General features: G+C 72.2%; 17 protein-coding genes. 8 read left to right on the top strand and 9 right to left on the bottom strand.

Features of this window, described 5'->3' with window-relative positions:
- Positions 1-8: 8 nt before the first annotated feature.
- Positions 9-596, top strand: coding sequence for a DNA-3-methyladenine glycosylase I (locus tag ASE25_RS03455; protein ID WP_056822730.1), 588 nt, complete (start codon positions 9-11; stop codon positions 594-596).
- 3 nt (positions 597-599) lie between these two features.
- Here the strand turns inward: ASE25_RS03455 and ASE25_RS03450 are convergent, their stop codons facing one another.
- From ASE25_RS03450 to ASE25_RS03440, 3 genes are all read right to left on the bottom strand, one after another.
- Entirely contained in the window at positions 600-2,156 is a 1,557-nt protein-coding gene (locus ASE25_RS03450; protein ID WP_056822726.1) for an NAD(P)/FAD-dependent oxidoreductase, read from the bottom strand.
- Positions 2,157-2,231: 75 nt separating this feature from the next.
- A complete protein-coding gene (locus ASE25_RS03445) occupies positions 2,232-3,320 on the bottom strand; it encodes an SGNH/GDSL hydrolase family protein (RefSeq protein WP_082622663.1) in 1,089 nt (362 codons plus the stop codon).
- Positions 3,321-3,484: 164 nt separating this feature from the next.
- Complete coding sequence (locus tag ASE25_RS03440; protein WP_235508520.1) at positions 3,485-4,501, bottom strand: AI-2E family transporter; 1,017 nt, start codon at positions 4,499-4,501, stop codon at positions 3,485-3,487.
- Between the two features lie 238 nt (positions 4,502-4,739).
- Between ASE25_RS03440 and ASE25_RS03435 the strand changes: the two genes are divergently transcribed.
- The 5 genes from ASE25_RS03435 to ASE25_RS03415 are packed head-to-tail and all read left to right on the top strand — an operon-like array spanning position 4,740 to position 9,813.
- Positions 4,740-5,189 carry a DUF6325 family protein gene (locus ASE25_RS03435; protein WP_157623302.1) on the top strand — a complete coding sequence of 150 codons (450 nt, stop codon included), beginning with the start codon at positions 4,740-4,742 and terminating at the stop codon, positions 5,187-5,189.
- Positions 5,186-5,512, top strand: coding sequence for an SHOCT domain-containing protein (locus ASE25_RS03430; protein ID WP_056822720.1), 327 nt, complete (start codon positions 5,186-5,188; stop codon positions 5,510-5,512). Before ASE25_RS03435 ends, ASE25_RS03430 begins: the two co-directional genes overlap by 4 nt.
- A gap of 43 nt (positions 5,513-5,555) precedes the next feature.
- Positions 5,556-7,256 (top strand): SulP family inorganic anion transporter, encoded by a 1,701-nt coding sequence (locus ASE25_RS03425; RefSeq protein WP_056822718.1) that lies wholly within the window; start codon positions 5,556-5,558, stop codon positions 7,254-7,256.
- A gap of 52 nt (positions 7,257-7,308) precedes the next feature.
- A complete protein-coding gene (locus ASE25_RS03420) occupies positions 7,309-7,998 on the top strand; it encodes a PH domain-containing protein (protein ID WP_056822717.1) in 690 nt (229 codons plus the stop codon).
- A gap of 51 nt (positions 7,999-8,049) precedes the next feature.
- Positions 8,050-9,813 (top strand): AMP-binding protein, encoded by a 1,764-nt coding sequence (locus ASE25_RS03415; RefSeq protein WP_056822714.1) that lies wholly within the window; start codon positions 8,050-8,052, stop codon positions 9,811-9,813.
- Here the strand turns inward: ASE25_RS03415 and ASE25_RS03410 are convergent.
- The gene (locus ASE25_RS03410; RefSeq protein ID WP_235508518.1) at positions 9,803-11,476 is read right to left on the bottom strand and encodes a metallophosphoesterase; all 1,674 of its coding nucleotides are present in this window, start codon (positions 11,474-11,476) and stop codon (positions 9,803-9,805) included. The two genes, ASE25_RS03415 and ASE25_RS03410, sit on opposite strands and share 11 nt — an antisense overlap.
- Positions 11,477-11,579: 103 nt before the next feature.
- Here ASE25_RS03410 and ASE25_RS03405 point away from each other — a divergent pair, with 103 nt between their 5' ends.
- Both ASE25_RS03405 and ASE25_RS03400 read left to right on the top strand, forming a co-directional pair.
- On the top strand, positions 11,580-11,792 hold the full coding sequence (locus ASE25_RS03405) for a hypothetical protein (RefSeq protein ID WP_056822709.1): 213 nt from the start codon (positions 11,580-11,582) through the stop codon (positions 11,790-11,792).
- The gene (locus tag ASE25_RS03400) at positions 11,789-12,472 is read left to right on the top strand and encodes a histidine phosphatase family protein (protein WP_056772258.1); all 684 of its coding nucleotides are present in this window, start codon (positions 11,789-11,791) and stop codon (positions 12,470-12,472) included. Before ASE25_RS03405 ends, ASE25_RS03400 begins: the two co-directional genes overlap by 4 nt.
- 10 nt (positions 12,473-12,482) lie before the next feature.
- Here the strand turns inward: ASE25_RS03400 and ASE25_RS03395 are convergent, their stop codons facing one another.
- The 5 genes from ASE25_RS03395 to ASE25_RS03375 form a co-directional block, all read right to left on the bottom strand.
- Complete coding sequence (locus ASE25_RS03395; RefSeq protein WP_056772256.1) at positions 12,483-13,115, bottom strand: proteasome activator; 633 nt, start codon at positions 13,113-13,115, stop codon at positions 12,483-12,485.
- 97 nt (positions 13,116-13,212) lie between these two features.
- Positions 13,213-13,824 (bottom strand): hypothetical protein, encoded by a 612-nt coding sequence (locus ASE25_RS03390; RefSeq protein ID WP_056822707.1) that lies wholly within the window; start codon positions 13,822-13,824, stop codon positions 13,213-13,215.
- A gap of 110 nt (positions 13,825-13,934) precedes the next feature.
- Positions 13,935-14,912: an NAD(P)H-quinone oxidoreductase gene (locus tag ASE25_RS03385; protein WP_056772253.1), complete on the bottom strand. Its 978-nt coding sequence runs from the start codon at positions 14,910-14,912 to the stop codon at positions 13,935-13,937.
- A gap of 10 nt (positions 14,913-14,922) precedes the next feature.
- Positions 14,923-15,639, bottom strand: coding sequence for a Type 1 glutamine amidotransferase-like domain-containing protein (locus ASE25_RS03380; protein ID WP_056822704.1), 717 nt, complete (start codon positions 15,637-15,639; stop codon positions 14,923-14,925).
- Positions 15,640-15,677: 38 nt separating this feature from the next.
- Positions 15,678-16,451, bottom strand: a complete 774-nt coding sequence (locus ASE25_RS03375; RefSeq protein WP_056823824.1) for an IclR family transcriptional regulator — start codon at positions 16,449-16,451, stop codon at positions 15,678-15,680.
- Positions 16,452-16,479 lie beyond the last annotated feature (28 nt).

The following is a 16,479-nucleotide window of genomic DNA, read 5'->3' as shown; positions in this document are numbered from 1 at the left end:
GTCGCGGCATGACGGTCGTTGGCGCTGACGGGCTCGCCCGCCCCACGTGGGCGTCGGTCGACCCGCTCCTCATGGACTACTACGACACCGAGTGGGGGGTGCCGATCCGTGACGAGCGAGGCCTCTACGAGCGGATCTGCCTCGAGGGCTTCCAGGCCGGCCTGTCGTGGGCGACGATCCTGCGCAAGCGCCCGAACTTCCGGGCGGCCTTCTCCGACTTCGACCCCGACGTCGTGGCGACCTACACCGACGCCGACGTCGAGCGGCTGCTCGGTGACGCCGGCATCATCCGCCACCGCGGCAAGATCCAGGCGACGATCACCAACGCCCGGGCCACCATCGCGCTGCGCGACGAGGGCGGCCTCGTCGACTTCGTATGGGGTTTCCAGCCGCCCGACACCCCGCGCCCGGAGGACCACTCCGACGTGCCGACCGTGTCCGACGAGAGCAAGGCGCTCTCAAAAGCCTTGCGCAAGAAGGGTTTCGCGTTCGTCGGACCGACGACCATGTATGCCTTGATGGAGGCCGTCGGCATCGTCGACACCCATCTCATGGGCAGCCACCGGCGCGGCAGCTCGGGCGTCTGGCCCGCCTAGCCCTCAGCCGAGGATCGCCCGCGCCGCGTTGTGGCCGGGGATCGCGCTGACCCCGCCGCCCCGCCGGGCGCCCGCACCGCCGAGCAGCACGTTGTCGTATGCCGTCTCGACGCCCCACGTGCCCACCTCGACGTCCCGCTCGGCCCAGGGCCACTGCAGCGAGCGGTGGAAGATGTTGCCGCCGGGCAGGCCGACCGACTGCTCGAGGTCGACGGGGCTCTTGACCTCGATGCAGGGGTTGCCGTCGGCGTCGCGGGCGAGGACCGACTCGATCGGTTCGCCGAGCACCGAGTCGAGCGAGCGGAGGGTGGCGGCCAGGGCCTCCTTCGTCGCGGTCTCGTTGTCGGCGCGGAAGAGCCGGGCCGGCAGGTGCAGGCCGAAGAGGGTCAGCGTCTGTGCGTCCGTGGCGGCGAGATCCGCTCCGAGGATCGAGCGGTCCGAGAGGGTGTGGCAGTAGATCTCGCACGGGGGAAGGTCGGGGATGCTCCCGTCGCGCGCGACGGCATACGTCTGCTCGAGCTGGCCGTAGCCCTCGTTGATGTGGAAGGTGCCGGCGAACGCGGCGGCGGGATCGACGGCGGCGTCGCGCAGGCTCGGCAGGCGCGTCAGCAGCATGTTGACCTTGAGCTGGGCGCCCTCGACGTCGGGCTCGGTGTCGACCGGTGCCGCACCCGCAGCGGCGAGGAGGCGGTTGAGGACAGTGGGTGCGCAACCGGCCACGAGGGTGCCGCCGACGGCGCTGCCGGTGCCGGCGCTCCCGCCGGACCAGGCGACCTCGCCCGTCGAGGGGTCGACCGACGTGACCTCGGCGCCCGTGACGATCGTCGCGCCGGCCGAGACCGCCGCTGCCGCAAGGGAGTCCGTGAGCGCGCCCATGCCCCCGACGGGGACGTCCCAGTCTCCGGTGCCGCCGCCGATGAGGTGGTAGAGGAAGCAGACGTTCTGGCGCAGGTCGCCCTCGCCGAGCGAGGCGAACGTGCCGATGAGGGCGTCGGTGGCGATGATGCCGCGGAGCGTGTCGTCGTCGGTGACCGACTCGATGAGCTCGCCGATGGGCCGCGTCGTCAGTGCGTCGAAGAAGTCGCCGTCCCCGGAGAGCGTGCGCACGTCGTCGCGGGAGCGCAGCGGCTCGAGGACCGTCGGGAAGACCCGCGCGGCGACGTCGGCCATCCGGCCGTAGAAGTCGCTCCACCCGGCGTACGCGTCGTCGCCACCGGTCAGCGCGCGGAAGGCCGCTCGGGTCGCCGCGGCGTCACCGTGGTCGACGAGGAGGCCGCGGGCGGGGTCCGACGGGACCGGCGTGTAGGACGAGAACCGCCTCCGGATGAGCCGCAGGTCGAGGTCGAGGTCGGTGAGCACCTGACGTGGCAGCAGCGAGACGAGGTAGGAGTAGCGCGACAGTCGTGCGTCGACCCCCTCGAAGGCGCGGGCGGACACGGCAGCGCCGCCCACCCGGTCCGATCGCTCGAGGAGGAGGACAGTCCTTCCCGCGCGGGCCAGGTAGGCGGCGGCCGTGAGGCCGTTGTGACCGGCCCCGATGATGATGTCGTCGTAGCGCACCCGGTCAGACTAGGTGCCGTGCCCGGGCGACGCCCGACGACCTCACCACTTCTTCACCGCGGGCTCACCGCGGGCTCACCGCGGAGCCACGGACCTCCTCGCGGCGTCCTGACGGGCCGAGTAGAGCCGGTCCGCGGCGTCGATGCTGGCGCGGCTGCTCAGGTCGACCCCGGCGCGCGCGGCGGCGGCGCGGGCCGCGGGGGTCGTGAGGTCGGGAGCGACGAAACGCTCCGGTGTGATCGTGCGGTCGACGGCGGCATACCTCCTCGCGTCCCGGGCCAGCGCGTCGGCGGACGCGACGGCCCTGGCCTCGGCCTGCGACGCCGAGAGTGTGAGGGCGAGCCCGAAGGCGGGCTTGGTGACGACCGCGTAGCCGTCACGGTGCCCGGCGATGTTGGGGTGGTAGCTCTCGCCGACCGGGTTGGACAGGCCGTTGAGCCACTCGACGTTGTCGCACACGGCGTGGCCGACGAACTTCGAGGTCGGGTTGACGAAGGTGAAGCCGGCGTTCGAGGCGGCCGTGGCCGTCTTCGCGTTGAGCAGGTCGGCGGTCGCGTTGAGGCGCGACTCCTCGGTGGGGGAGAACCACGTGAACGCGTTGCAGTCCTCGCCGTTGAAGATGCGCGGGTATCCGACGACGATGACGCGGGCGTTCGGGGCCTTGGCGCGGATCGAGGAGTAGAGCGTCGCGAGCCGGCCCGGGATCGTGTTGGTGATGGTGCCCTGGGCCGCGTCGATGGCGCCGTTGCAGTTGCTGAGCCAGCTCGGCTGCGCGCACGTCGTCAGGACGCTCGCGAAGCCGGCGTCGTTGCCGCCCACCGAGATCGTGACGTATGCCGTCGTGCTCGACAGCGCGGACAGCTGGGTGTTCGTGACGTCGGCGACCGTCGCGCCGGAGCACGCGCGGAAGCTCAGTGCCAGCCCGAGGGCCGAGGCGTCGAGCGACGGGTAGGCGTAGACGGAGCGCTGGCACGACGTGCCGTCGCTGATGTACGTCCGGGTCCCCGTGCCCGAGGAGTAGGAGTCGCCGAGGGCGACGTAGCCCGTGCCCGCGGCGACGGCCGGGGCGCCGAGGGCGAGGGCGGCTCCGGCTCCGATGAGGGCGGAGAGACCGGCCCCGAGGGCACGCCGGCGGGTGGATGACATGACGGACCTGCTCTTCACGACACACTCCTTTGTGGGTGGAAGGCTTGCTGACGCCGAGCACTGCAACCTGCCGGGGCGCCGCCCGCCGGCCACGCTGTGCCCTGCGTCACACGTCCCACTACCGGACAGTAGGGGCACCGTGCCCGACCCGCGAGCCGAACTGCAGCCGGCCGGTCGGCTCGTCAGGACGGCGCCTCGCGACGGTCCCCGAGGAGGCTGCCGAGCCATTGCGCGTGAGGGTCGACGTCGACGAGCAGGGCCTTGACGAGCAGCGTCAGCGGGATGGCGAGCACGGCGCCGATGCCGCCGAGCAGCACGGACCAGACGACGAGCGACAGGACCGTCACGACCGCTGAGAGGCCCACCTCGTCGCCGACGATCTTCGGCTGGATGACCGACTGGATGATGAGGTTGATGACGCTGTAGACCACGACGACGAGGGCGAACAGGCTCCACCCGCCCTCGAGCAGCGCGAGGATCGCCGGTGGCACGAGGCCGATGACGAAGCCGATGTTGGGGATGTAGTTCGTGATGAAGGCAAGCAGGCCCCAGAGGAGCGCGCCCGGCACCCCGACGAGCCACAGGAACATGGTGTCGAAGACGGCGACGATGGCACCGAACACCGTTGCCACCACGAGGTATCGGCGCGTGCCGTGCGTGAAGGACATCATCGCCGACACGAACGCAGGGCGCTCGGTGCGGAGGGTCGTGAGGGTCTCGGAGAAGCCCCGGGCGTCCATCGCGGAGAAGAGCACGAGCGCGAGGACGAAGACGAGGTTCGTCACGAGCGACAAGATGTCCGAGAGGAGCGAGGTGATGAGCGCGCTGACGCGCCCGAGGTCGAAGGACGAGGCGATCGCCTGCGTCTGCTCGGGCTTGACCCCACGGGCGGCGAGCCAGTCGGTCACGTCGGCGACGAGGGCCGCGAGGTCGTCGGCGTACTGGGGGAGGAGGCCTGCGAGCTCGGCGCCGGACACGACGACGAGCAGGGCGAGCCCCACGATGCCGAGGTAGATCACGAAGACGACCGCGAGCGTGCCCAACCAGTGGGGCAGGCCGCGCCGGACCATGGCGTTGCGCACCGGGAAGGCCGCGATGGTCAGGACGAGGGCGAGGAAGAGCGGCCCGAGGATGCCCGACACGAGGTGGATGCCGAAGGCGACGACGAAGCCGGCCGCCAGCGCCACGAGGATGAGCACGCCCCGCGGGATCGCGGGGCGTGCTCGCCTCGCCGGAACGAGCCCGGACGGCGCCCCGGGGACCGGATCCCCAGGATCTCCGGCCCTCGGCACGTCCGTTCCGCTCATGCCTGTCATGTCACCACCGGCGCGCACGGCGGGCGTCACCCCGTCGGGGTGATGCCCACGGCGCGGGCGCACCGGAGCATGAAGGCGAGCGGTGCCGGTCACGACTCCGCCACGAACCGGGAGGAGTCCCATGTCGACTGCGACGACAGGGCCGATCGGGCCAGTGGACCTGGCGGTCATCGGCTTCCGCGGAGAGCTGCGGCAGGGCGGCATACGCGATGCGGTGGCGCGAGCGGTCGACAAGGGCGCGGTCCGCGTGCTCGACGTGCTGCTCGTCCGCAAGGACGACGACGGCAGCGTGCTGATGTACGACGCCGAGTCACCCGAGGGTGCCGAGGAGCTGCTCGGCTTCCCGACCGTCATGCCCGACCTCGTCGGCGAGGAGGACGCCCTCAGCATCGCCGCCGAGATGGATCCTGGCACGACGGTGCTCGTCATCGCCTGGGAGAACGTGTGGGCGTCCGAGATCGCTGCCGAGGTGCGCGAGCTGGACGGGCAGCTGCTCGTCATGGAACGCCTGCCGCGTGAGGACATCGAGGTGGCGCTCAGCGCGATCGCATCGAACGAGGAGGGGTCATGAGAGGACGCAGGGGCCGGCCCGGTCTGCTGGGGGTGGCCGCCCGTACGGCCGTCGTCGCCGGCACCGCCACCGCTGTGAGCGGCAAGGTGCACCAGGGCCAGCAGGCCAAGGCGCAGCAGGCCGCGGATGCCGAGGCCTACCGGCAGCAGCAGGAGGCCCAGGACATGGCTGCCCAGGCGCCCCCGCCCCCGCCGCCCCCGCCTGCCGCGCCCGCAGCCGACGACATGCTGGACTCGCTCGAGCGCCTGGCGGCACTGCACGCGCAGGGCATCCTCACCGACGAGGAGCTGGCGCAGCAGAAGGCCCGCATCCTGGGCGGCTGATCCGGATGTTGGCGCCGCCATCGGTGACGACGCCGGCGGCACCGTGACGGGCGGGGCGGCTCGGGGAGCCCTCGCTCGGCTGAGGAGCCGGCCCTGGGGCGCCGACGTCAAGGCGGGGGTCGTGCTCGGTGTCGAGAGCGTCCCCGACGGTCTGGCGAGCGGCGTCCTCGCGGGCGTCAACCCGCTCGCCGGTCTCTACGGCTACCTCTACGGCATGGTCGGCGCGGCGCTCTTCACGAGCAGCACGCTCATGGCCGTCCAGGCGACGGGCGCCATGTCACTCGTCGTCGCCGACGCCGACCTGGGGTCTCGACCTGACCCGGAGCGGGCGCTCTGGACGTTGGCCGCGCTGACCGGCGGCGTCATGATCGCGGCCGGCCTGCTGCGGGGAGGGGTGCTGCTGCGGTTCGTGCCGAGCTCGGTCATGACCGGCTTCGTCACGGCCGTCGGCGTCAACATCGTGCTCGGCCAGCTCGGCGACTTCACGGGAGCCGAGACGTCCGGCGCCAACCGGGTCATGCGCACCCTCGACCTGGTCCTCCATCCGTCGCGGATCGACCTCATGACCCTGCTCGTCGGGGCGGTGACCCTCGTCCTCATCGTCGGGCTCCAGCGCACCCGCCTGGGCGCTCTCGGCCTCGTGGTGGCGATGGCCGTCGGCTCGCTCCTCGCCGGCGTGCTGGGGTCGCTCTTCGACGCGCACGTCGCGGTCGTGGGCGACATCGCCGCGGTCCCGCACTCCCTGCCGCTGCCGGCGCTGCCGTCGCTCGGCGACGTGCCCTACCTCGCGCTGCCCGCGGTCTCTCTGGCCTTCATCGGACTCGTCCAGGGCGCCGCGGTGTCGGCTGCGGTGCCCAACCCCGACGGGCGCCCGTCCGTCGCCTCGCGCGACTTCATCGGGCAGGGAGTCGGCAACATCGTCTCCGGTCTCTTCCGGGGTATGCCGGTCGGCGGCTCGATGTCGGCGTCCTCGCTCGTCGCGACCGCGGGCGCCCGGACGCGCCTCTCGCTCGGCTTCGCCGGCGGCGTCATGGCGCTCGTCGTGCTCGTGCTCGCCGACGTCGTGGCCCTCGTCGCCCTGCCGTCCATCGCGGCGCTGCTCATGGTCGTCGGAGCCGGCGCCGTGAAGCCGGCGAGGGTGCAGTCGGTGATGCGCACGGGGACCGTCCAGACCGTCGTCCTCGCGCTCACCTTCGTGCTGACCCTCCTCATCCCGGTGCAGTACGCCGTGCTCGTCGGGGTCGCCCTCGCGATCGTGCTCCATGTCGTCGAGCAGTCCAACCGGGTGCGGGTCACGCGCCTCGACCTCGACGGAGACGGGAGGGTGCGTCAGGGCGAGCCACCGGTCACCGTGCCGGGCGGCGAGGTGCTCGTGCTCCAGCCGTACGGCTCCCTCTTCTTCGCCAGCGCCCCGACGTTCCGCGCATTGCTACCACGCGTCGACGACGGGTCGCGGCACGCCGTCGTGGTGCTCCGTCTCCGCGGCGTCGACCAGATCGGCCTGACCCTCATCGACGTGCTCCGCGGCTACGCGAGGGAGCTCCAGGCCCACGGTGGCGTCCTCAAGCTCGTCGTCGACAACCGGCAGGTGCTGCACCAGATGGAGGCCGAGGGGCTCGTCGGGCTCGTCGGACCCGACCACGTCTACCTCGGCACCGAGTGGCTCGGTGAGACCACGCGCCGGGCCCGGGCCGACGGCCTGCGGCTGCTCGCGGAGTCCGACCCGACCGACGGGGAGGCGTGACCGCCTAGGCTGAGTGGCAACGCGTGGTCCGAGCGGACCTGACGACAGGAGGATGACCGTGGGGTTCCCGGAGAACGTGCTCGCCAAGGGAGAGAAGGTCGAGCGCGACCTGCACCCGCACTGGCTCACCGTCGTCGTGCCCACGATCTTCGGCCTGCTGCTGGCCGCGGCCTGCATCACCGTCGCCCGCGCCACCCCCGACGACGACACCGGCAACCGGATCCAGTGGATCGCCGTGGCGGTGTTCGTCCTCGTCGCCGTCCCGGCGGTCTTCGTGCCCTACCTGCGCTGGCGCACCACCCACTACGTCATCACCTCGCACCGCGTCATGGTGCGCCGAGGCATCCTGACGAAGAACGGCAAGGACATCACGCTCTCGAAGATCACCGACGTGAGCTTCCAGCAGACCGTGGTCGACCGGATCATCGGCGCGGGCTCGCTGCACATCGAGTCGGCCGGCGACAGCCCCGACGAGAACCTCACGAACATCCCGCGCAGCAACGAGGTCCAGCAGCTCATCAACCGCCTCATCGACGAGGACGACCTGCGCCGCCGCACCCACGGCCGCGGCATGGTCGACGCTCCCGGCTCGGACCCGGCCTTCGCGGCCGGCGACGACGACTACAGCGAGGACACGACGGCGATCCCGCGCCAGCGGTCCGACCGGCCCGACCGACCCGAGCTCGCGGAGGAGCGCCGCCGCCCGCGCGACCTCGGTGACAGCAGCGACCAGTCGCTCTGAGCCCGTCGCCGTCCCCTGCCGCACGGCAGGCGCGTGTGGCATCGTCGGGTCATGACCTCCACTGTCGACGAACCGGGTGTGACCGCGACCTACCGGGCCGCCCGTGACGAGCTCCTCGCCCTGCGCGGCGACCACGCCAGAGCCGTCCGCGAGTTCACCTTCCCCGACGTGGGAGACCGCTGGAACTGGGGCGTCGACTGGTTCGACGCCGTCGCCCGGGGCAACGTCGGCGCCTGCCTGACGATCGTCGAGCAGGACGAGTCGTCGGCGTCGTACTCCTGGGACGAGATGGCCCGCCGCTCCGACCAGGTGGCCGCGCACCTCGCCGCCCTCGGTGTGCGCCGCGGTGACTCGGTGATCCTCATGCTCGGCAACCAGGTCGAGCTCTGGGAGTCGATGCTAGCCGTCATCAAGCTCGGAGCCGTCGTCATGCCGACGACGACCGCCGTCGGCCCCGGCGACCTCGTCGACCGGATGGAGCGCGGCGCGGCCCGCGCCGTCATCACCAACGCGTCCGAGGTGCACAAGTTCGACGACGTGCCGGGCGACTACCTGCGCGTCGCCGTCGGTGGGGCCGATCCGGCCGGGACCGCCACGGCTGGCTGGGAACGCCACGAGGCGGCCTACGACCTCGAGGTCCCGCCCACCGAGCACCCGGGCACGGCGCCCGACGACCGGATGCTCCTCTACTTCACGTCCGGCACGACGAGCCGGCCCAAGCTCGTCGAGCACACCCAGCGCTCCTACCCCGTCGGGCACCTGTCGACGATGTACTGGATCGGGCTGCAGCCCGGCGACGTGCACCTCAACATCAGCAGCCCCGGCTGGGCCAAGCACGCATGGTCGTCGTTCTTCGCGCCGTGGGCGGCCGAGGCGACGGCATTCGTCTACAACTACAGCCGGTTCGACCCGGCCGCACTGCTGCGGGTCCTGCGCACGCACGAGGTCACCTCGATCTGCGCGCCGCCGACGGTGTGGCGGATGCTCATCAAGAGCGACCTGACTGGCGGCCCGGGGTCGCTGCGCGAGGTCATCGGCGCCGGCGAGCCGCTCAACCCCGAGGTCATCGCGCAGGTCGAGAAGGCGTGGGGCCTGACGATCCGCGACGGCTACGGACAGACCGAGATGACCGCAGCGGTGGGCAACACCCCCGGCTCCACCGTCAAGCCGGGCTCGATGGGCCGGCCGCTCCCTGGCTGTCCGGTCGTCGTCGTCGACCCGCTCACGAATGTCCTTGTCACGGAGGCCGACTCGGACGGCAACCGCGAGGGCGAGATCTGTCTCGACCTGTCCCAGCACCCCGTCCCGCTCATGACCGGCTACCAGGGCGACGAGCAGCGCAACGCCGACGCCATGGCCGGCGGTTTCTACCACACGGGCGACGTCGCGTCGGTCGACGCCGACGGCTACATCTCCTTCGTCGGACGCACCGACGACGTCTTCAAGGCGAGCGACTACAAGATCAGCCCGTTCGAGGTCGAGTCGGTGCTCATCGAGCACCCGGCCGTCGCCGAGGCCGCCGTCGTGCCCGCGCCCGACCCCGTGCGACTGGCCGTGCCCAAGGCCTACATCGCCCTCGCCCCGGGCCACGAGCCCGGTGAGGACGTGGCGCGCTCGATCCTCGCCCACGCCCGTGCGAAGCTCGCGCCGTGGCAGCGGGTCCGGCGGATCGAGTTCTACGAGCTGCCCAAGACGATCTCGGGCAAGATCCGCCGGGTCGAGCTGCGGGGCCGCGAGACCGACCTCGAGGCGACCGGCGCCGACCAGCCCGCGAACGAGTGGCGCGACGACCAGTTCCCCGACCTCAAGGGGTGACCGACAGCCCGGACGGCACGGCAGGGGTCGTGGTGCCCGACGATGTCGGGTCGTCCGGGGCGAGCGGCAGCGATCGCACCGTCGTCTCGTCGATGCGGCTGCAGATGCGCTTGGCCGGGTCCGGCTGGTCCTGACCCGGCTGCTGGACGGTCGGTGCGGCGGGCCGGTAGGGGTCGATGCGGGCTCCGCTGATGACCTGCACGCTGTCGTAGGCCGGCCGGCCCTCGAGCAGGTTGCGGAAGGAGTAGCGGGTCAGCGAGGTCAGCTCGCACGACGTGCCGAACTGCGCGATGTCGAAGGAGTACGGCTGGCCGTCGAGCTCCTGCCCCGGACCCTCGGAGTAGTGCGAGACGACCCCGCCACCGGTGAAGGTGCCGACCTGGATCCGGTTGCCCTCGATCGCGGGGGTGTGCATGTGCCCGTTGATGAGAAGGCGTCCTCGCTCGACCTGCTCGGCGGCATACGGCTCGTGCGTCACGACGAGGTCGGGCTCGGGCTGGCCGGCGACGGCCGCGTTGTAGCGGTCGGCCGCGGGCTTGGCCTTGGCCGTCGGGTCGGCGTTGTCGTCGCCGAAGTAGCGGGGGTCGTTGAAGCCGGTGATGCGCAGCCCGTGGAAGGTCACCTCGCGCAGCGACCCGGCGGCGTCCTCGAGGAGCACGACGTTGGGGATGCGCGCGAGCCGAGCCAGGACGGCCCGGTCGCTCGCCGAGGACTGGTCGTGGTTGCCGCTGGTGAAGACGTAGGGCACGCCGAGGGACTGGATCGAGCGGTAGAGCCCGGCGGCGTCGCCCTCCTGGACCCGGCCGAAGTTGACGAGGTCGCCGCTGTCGATGACGGCGTCGATGTCCTCCCCCGCGATGATCGTGCGCATCAGGGCGTACTGGTTCGCGCCGTGGATGTCGGAGACGAGCAGGAAGCGCGCCGAGACGGGCTCGTTGACGTTGCCGGCGACGTACTTCTGCTGGAGCGCCTGCGTCACCGCGAGGAGGTTGCGGAAGTACGGCGTCACCTGGGTGGCGCGCGCCTCGACGTCGGCGAGCAGGCCGGCGTTGCGCTGCACCACGCCGAGGACGCCGCTCGTGCGGTACTCCGCGAAGCGGCCCGGCTGGTAGGTCAGGGCGATCCCGCCGAAGGTCACGGCGGTCGCCACGACCATCGCGGACGCGACGAAGAGCACGTGGTGGCGACGGGTGGTGCGCTGCCTGATGTAGTGCGAGGCCAGGGCTAGAAGCACCGCGATCGCCGTCGCGCCGAGGACGAAGCGGATGCCGACGCCGACGGCCGCCTGCGCGATCGCCGACGAGATCTCGTCGGGCGAGGGCTGCAGCGCCTTGATGTCGACGTTGGGCCGGGTGAAGAGGTTGGTGATCTCCTCGCGCACCGCGACCTGCACGTCGAGCCCGGGCGCGACGATGGGAGAGGCGAACTGGACGTCGACGTCACCGACGATCGTCGGCGCGTGGAGCACGGGGGAGTGACGCGGCACCGGGTCGAGGCGCAGGACCGCGCGGTACTGGGAGGTCTCGGCGACGGTGGGCGCGAGGTTGGTCGCGGCCACGCCACCGAGGTAGCAGGCCACGAGGACCGCGAGCCACTTGAGCACGTGCGAGGCCCGGCGCAGCCAGGGGCTGTCACCGGTCAGCAGGTCGCCCACCTGTCGCATCGCCTCACCCTAACCGGACCGGGACGTGTCACCCGGACGGCACCGCCCGTTCACGTGCGGGTGGTGCGATGGGGTGGTCAGCGCATCGCAGCGAGGGGGAGTCATGGGGTCGACTCGTCGCAGGGCCGTCGTCGTCACGGCGCTCATGGCGTATGCCGTCCTGCTCGCTGTCGGCCCGCGGGTCCTCGGCGGGTCGGCCGGGGTCGTCATCCTCGTCGCGAGCTTCGTCGTCGGCTTCGCCTGGCTCGTGCTGCTCGTCGCTCCGTGGGCGGCACGCGGGGCGGCACGCGGTCGCGACCGTAGTCTGAGGCGGTGAGCCTCGAGCACCGACCGAACCGGATCATCCTCGTGCGGCACGGCGAGTCCGAGGGCAACCTCGACGACACTGTCTACGAGCGCGTGCCCGACCACCGGATCAGCTTGACGCCCAAGGGTTTCGAGCAGGCCCGCGACACGGGTGCCGCGATCCGGGAGGTGCTCGACGGGGAGTCCGTGGAGGCCTACGTCTCGCCCTACGTGCGCACCCGGCAGACCCTCGAGGCGCTCGCGCTGCCGGTGGCGGAGCGGGACGTGCGGGTCGAGCCGCGCCTGCGCGAGCAGGACTGGGCCAACTTCCAGGACCCCGTCGACATCGCGGAGCAGAAGGCCGAGCGCGACCGCTACGGCCACTTCTACTACCGGTTCAGCAACGGCGAGTCCGGGTCGGACGTCTACGACCGGGTGTCGACCTTCCTCGAGTCGATGCACCGCAACTTCGAGACGCCGGCGGCGCCGCGCAACGTCGTCATCGTGACGCACGGCCTGACGATGCGCCTCTTCTGCATGCGGTGGTTCCACTGGAGCGTCGACTACTTCGAGTCGCTCGACAACCCCGAGAACGCCCAGCCCGTCGTGCTGCTGCGCCAGAAGGACTTCCGGTTCAAGCTCGAGGCGCCCTTCACGCAGTGGAACACCGACGTCGCGCCGACCGAGCGCGAGCGTTCGAGCTGGATCTGACCGCCTCGGCTCAGAGGTACTGGCCGGTGGGGCCGGGCTCGCCCGGGTGGTGCTCGCCGGGCTGCACGCCGGGGGGCGTGCCGTAGGTGGTCCCCGGGCCGGGCGGCAGGGCGCGCATCTGCTGGAGCTGCTGCTGGGCCGCCATCTGCTGCGCGACGAGCGCGGTCTGGATGCCGTGGAAGAGTCCCTCGAGCCAGCCGACGAGCTGGGCCTGGGCGATCCGCAGCTCGGCGTCGGTCGGTGAGTCGTCGCGGAAGGGCAGGGCGATCCGGTCGAGCTCGGCGACGAGCTCGGGCGCGAGACCGTCCTTGAGCTCCTCGATGGAGCGGTGGTGCACGTCGGCGAGTCGACGGCGCCCGGCCTCGTCGAGGGGCGCGTTGCGCACCTCCTCGAGCAGCTGCTTGATCATCGACCCGATGCGCATGACCTTGGCCGGCTCCTCGACGAGGTCGGCCGGGTTGGTGCGCTCGCGCTCGCGTCGCTCCTCGCGGCCCTCAGGGTGGGCGCCCTGGCCGTCGGGGCGGTCCTCGTCCTGGGCGTGCGCCACCCCCATGCCGTCGGGCGTGACGACGACGATGCGCGGCTCGTCGCGCTGGGAGTCGGTGTCGGTGCCCTGGCCCTGTCGGCTCGCGTCGTCGCTCATGCGCTCCATCCTGCCTCACCCGGAGAGGCAGAGGGGCGGGGCCCGTGCGTCCCCCGTCAGGTCGCACGGGCCCCTTGGCGTGCTCAGGTGCCGGGCGTCAGTGCGCGCCGGCTGTGGCGAACCACGGGTGGTGGAGGTCGTGGTAGCTGACGTCGCTCATCAACGCCATCATCTGGTCCATCTCGGCCTGGGCCTCGGGCGGCGGGCTCTTCAGCTCGCCCTCGCGCGCCGCGTCCTCGGTGCGGAAGGCCATCGTCTGGGTGAAGAACCCGTCGGCGGCGATCGCGATGGTGCCGCCGATGATGTCGGGCCGGGCCTCGTGGAGCATGTCCATCGGCCCCTCCATCATGTGGCGGAAGCGCTCCGGGTCGCTGAGCCGGCCCTGGATGACCTGGACGAAGCCCGCGTCGTCACTGCCGCCGTCGAGCATCATCGTCACGTCGTCGCAGTCGTGGAAGCTGGCCTCGCCGTCGAAGAGCCGGGCCGTCTCCTCCCACCACGCGCCTTGCTCGGGCCGGGCCGAGTTGGCCTCGGCCGAGGCCCGCGAGTCGAAGCGGACGACCCCGACGAACTCGCCGTCGTCCGTCATGCCGTACGTCCCCCCGAGCCAGCCGGACGCGCCGGGCTCGAGCTGCTCGCTCCACCGGTCCATCTGCCGGTGGAGGGCGTCGGCGTCAGTGCACCGACCCTGGATGACCTGGATGAACACCGTGAACCTCCCGTTGCGATCGGGGGCCGCTTCGAGCCGAAGTGGCCCATCGATCGACCGTACGCCGGTCGCGTCGGACGCGTCAGGGGACGAGTCCGACACGACCGGATTCACGTGGTGAGCAGGATCTTGCCGATGTGGCCCGAGGCCTCCATCTCGCGGTGCGCCTCGGCGGCGTGCTCGAGGGGGTGGCGCGAGTTGACGACCGGGCGCACCGCGCCGGCCTCGATGAGGGGCCAGACGTGCTCACGGACGGCGGCGACGATGGCGGCCTTCTCCGTCGCGGGGCGGGCCCGCAGCGAGGTGGCGATGACGGCGGCGCGCTTGGCCAGCAGCATGCCCATGTCGAGCTCGCCCGTGCGGCCGCCCATGAGGCCGATCGTGACGAGGCGTCCGCTGATGGCGAGGGCCTCGACGTTGCGGGAGAGGTACTTCGCGCCCATGTTGTCGAGGATGACGTCGGCACCGTGACCCTTCGTCAGCTCGCGGACGCGCTCGACGAAGTCCTCCTCGCGGTAGTTGACGAGGAACTCGGCACCGAGGTCGCGGCACACGTCGAGCTTGGCCTGGCTGCCGGCCGTGACGGCGACGTGCGCGCCGACCGCCTTGGCGAGCTGGATGGCCATGGTGCCGATGCCCGAGCTGCCGCCGTGGACGAGGAGCACCTGGCCCGGCTGGATGTTGGCGACGAGGAAGACGTTGGACCAGACGGTGCACGTCACCTCGGGCAGGCCGGCCGCGTCGACGAGCGAGACGCCGCGCGGCACCGGCAGGAGCTGCTCGGCCGGCGCCACGACACGCTCGGCGTAGCCACCGCCGTCGATGAGGGCGCACACCTCGTCGCCGACCTGCCAGTCCTCGACGCCCTCGCCGAGCGCCGCGATGGTGCCGCTCACCTCGAGGCCGGGATACTCCGACGCGCCCGCAGGCGGCGGGTAGTGACCGAGGCGCTGCATGACGTCGGCGCGGTTGACGCCCGCGGCGGCGACGTCGATGAGCACGTGGCCGGCCGTCACCTCGGGGTCGGGCACCTCGTCGAGGACGAGGCTGTCGGCGTCTCCGGGCTCGGGGATCGTGATGGCGCGCATGGGGCCGAGCCTATTGACCTCCGGCCCGAGCCCGCACGAGCGCCCCGCCGGGCGTCGTCGTGTCCGGCGTGACGTGCCACACGCGTCCGGCGCCGGCCACCGCACCGTCCGACCGCAGGAGCGTCCCCTCGTCGATCGCGACACCGCTCGGGGCCAGCCCCGCGGCCACCACGGCGACGAGGCGCGAGACGTTGCCCCACTGGGCGGCGTGCACGTCGACGGCTCCCGGCACGAGGCCGATGCCCCCGACCACGGCGACGTCGTCGAGCTCCTCGTTGCTGTCCTCGGGGCAGACGGGCCGCCCGTCGAGGAGCCAGCCGCCGACGACCGCGTGGGAGCCCGCGATCGCAGCCCCCGCGGAGAACCCGGCATACGGCACACCTGCGGACACGAGGGCTCGGATCCGGTGGTAGCTGCCCGCGAGCGACGCGTGGTACTCCGGCGTGGGGCCGCCGCCGACGAAGAGGCCGTCGATCCCGTCGAGGACGGCCGGCTCCAGCGGCGTGCCCTCGGACACCCGCTCCACGACGAGGTCGTGGCCACCCACGAGGCCGAGCGTGTGGACGTACTTCTCGTGGTACTCGAGCGACTCGGGGTCAGTGCCCATGACGACGAGCAGGATGCGCGGGGTGCCGCCGGCGCGACGCGCGGCGGCCTCGACGAAGGGTCCGTAGAGCGTGGGGGCGAGGGCGTCGTCCCAGCCGCCGCCGATGAGGTGGACGTCCATGTCGGCACCCTAGGAGACCCCGGTGCCCGGTGGGGGGCTCAGCGGCGACCGGTCGGGCTGGGGCTGAGACGGCGGGCGATGTCCTCGGCGGCGAGACGGGCCCGGCCCACGAGCTCGGCGACGTGCTCCGTGCTCGCGTCGGGTGTCCGCAGCGTCAGGGCGATCGCCGCGAGCGGCCGGCCGGCGCGGTCGAGCACCGGCACGGCGACCGACGACAGGTCGGCCGTCACGGTGCCCTCCTCGCGGGCGTAGCCGTCGGTGCGCGTGCGGGTGAGCACGCTCCGCAGCTCGCCGAGCGACCGCGGCCCCCCACCGCTGCGCTGCACGAACGAGGCCCGGTCGGGGTAGAGCGCCCGCACCTGCGTCGCGGGGAGGGCGGACAGCATGGCGAGCCCGCTGGCCGTCAGGTGGGCGGGCAGGCGCACACCGACGTCGGTGACGAGCATCGGCTGCCCGGGGGCGCGTTCCTCGAGGAGGTAGATGACGTCGCGTCCGTCGAGGGTGGCGAAGTGGGCGTTGCGGCCGCACTGGTCGACGAGCCGGCGCATGGCCGCCCGCGCGACACGGGCCAGGGGCGCCTGCCGCTGGTAGGCCGACCCGAGCTCGTACGCCGCCTGGCCGAGACCGAAGCGTCGCTCCTCGACGTAGTGGGTGACGTAGCCCCGGCTGTGCAGCACCTTGAGCAGGTGGTAGACCGAGCTGCGGGGCAGGCCGAGGTCGCGGGCGATCGACGCGGCAGGCACCGGCTCGGCGTGGCGCGAGAGGTGCTCGAGGACGTCGAGCGCGTTGGCGGCGGCGGGGGCGTTGGACATGTGGGCCACCTCCGGTCCGCGATCGAGG

It is taken from the genome of Terrabacter sp. Root85 (assembly GCF_001429185.1).
In the GTDB taxonomy this organism is placed as follows: Bacteria; Actinomycetota; Actinomycetes; order Actinomycetales; family Dermatophilaceae; genus Terrabacter.
The sequence above is the reverse complement of the archived record's forward strand: the minus strand, read 5'-3'. Positions and strand labels throughout refer to the sequence as shown.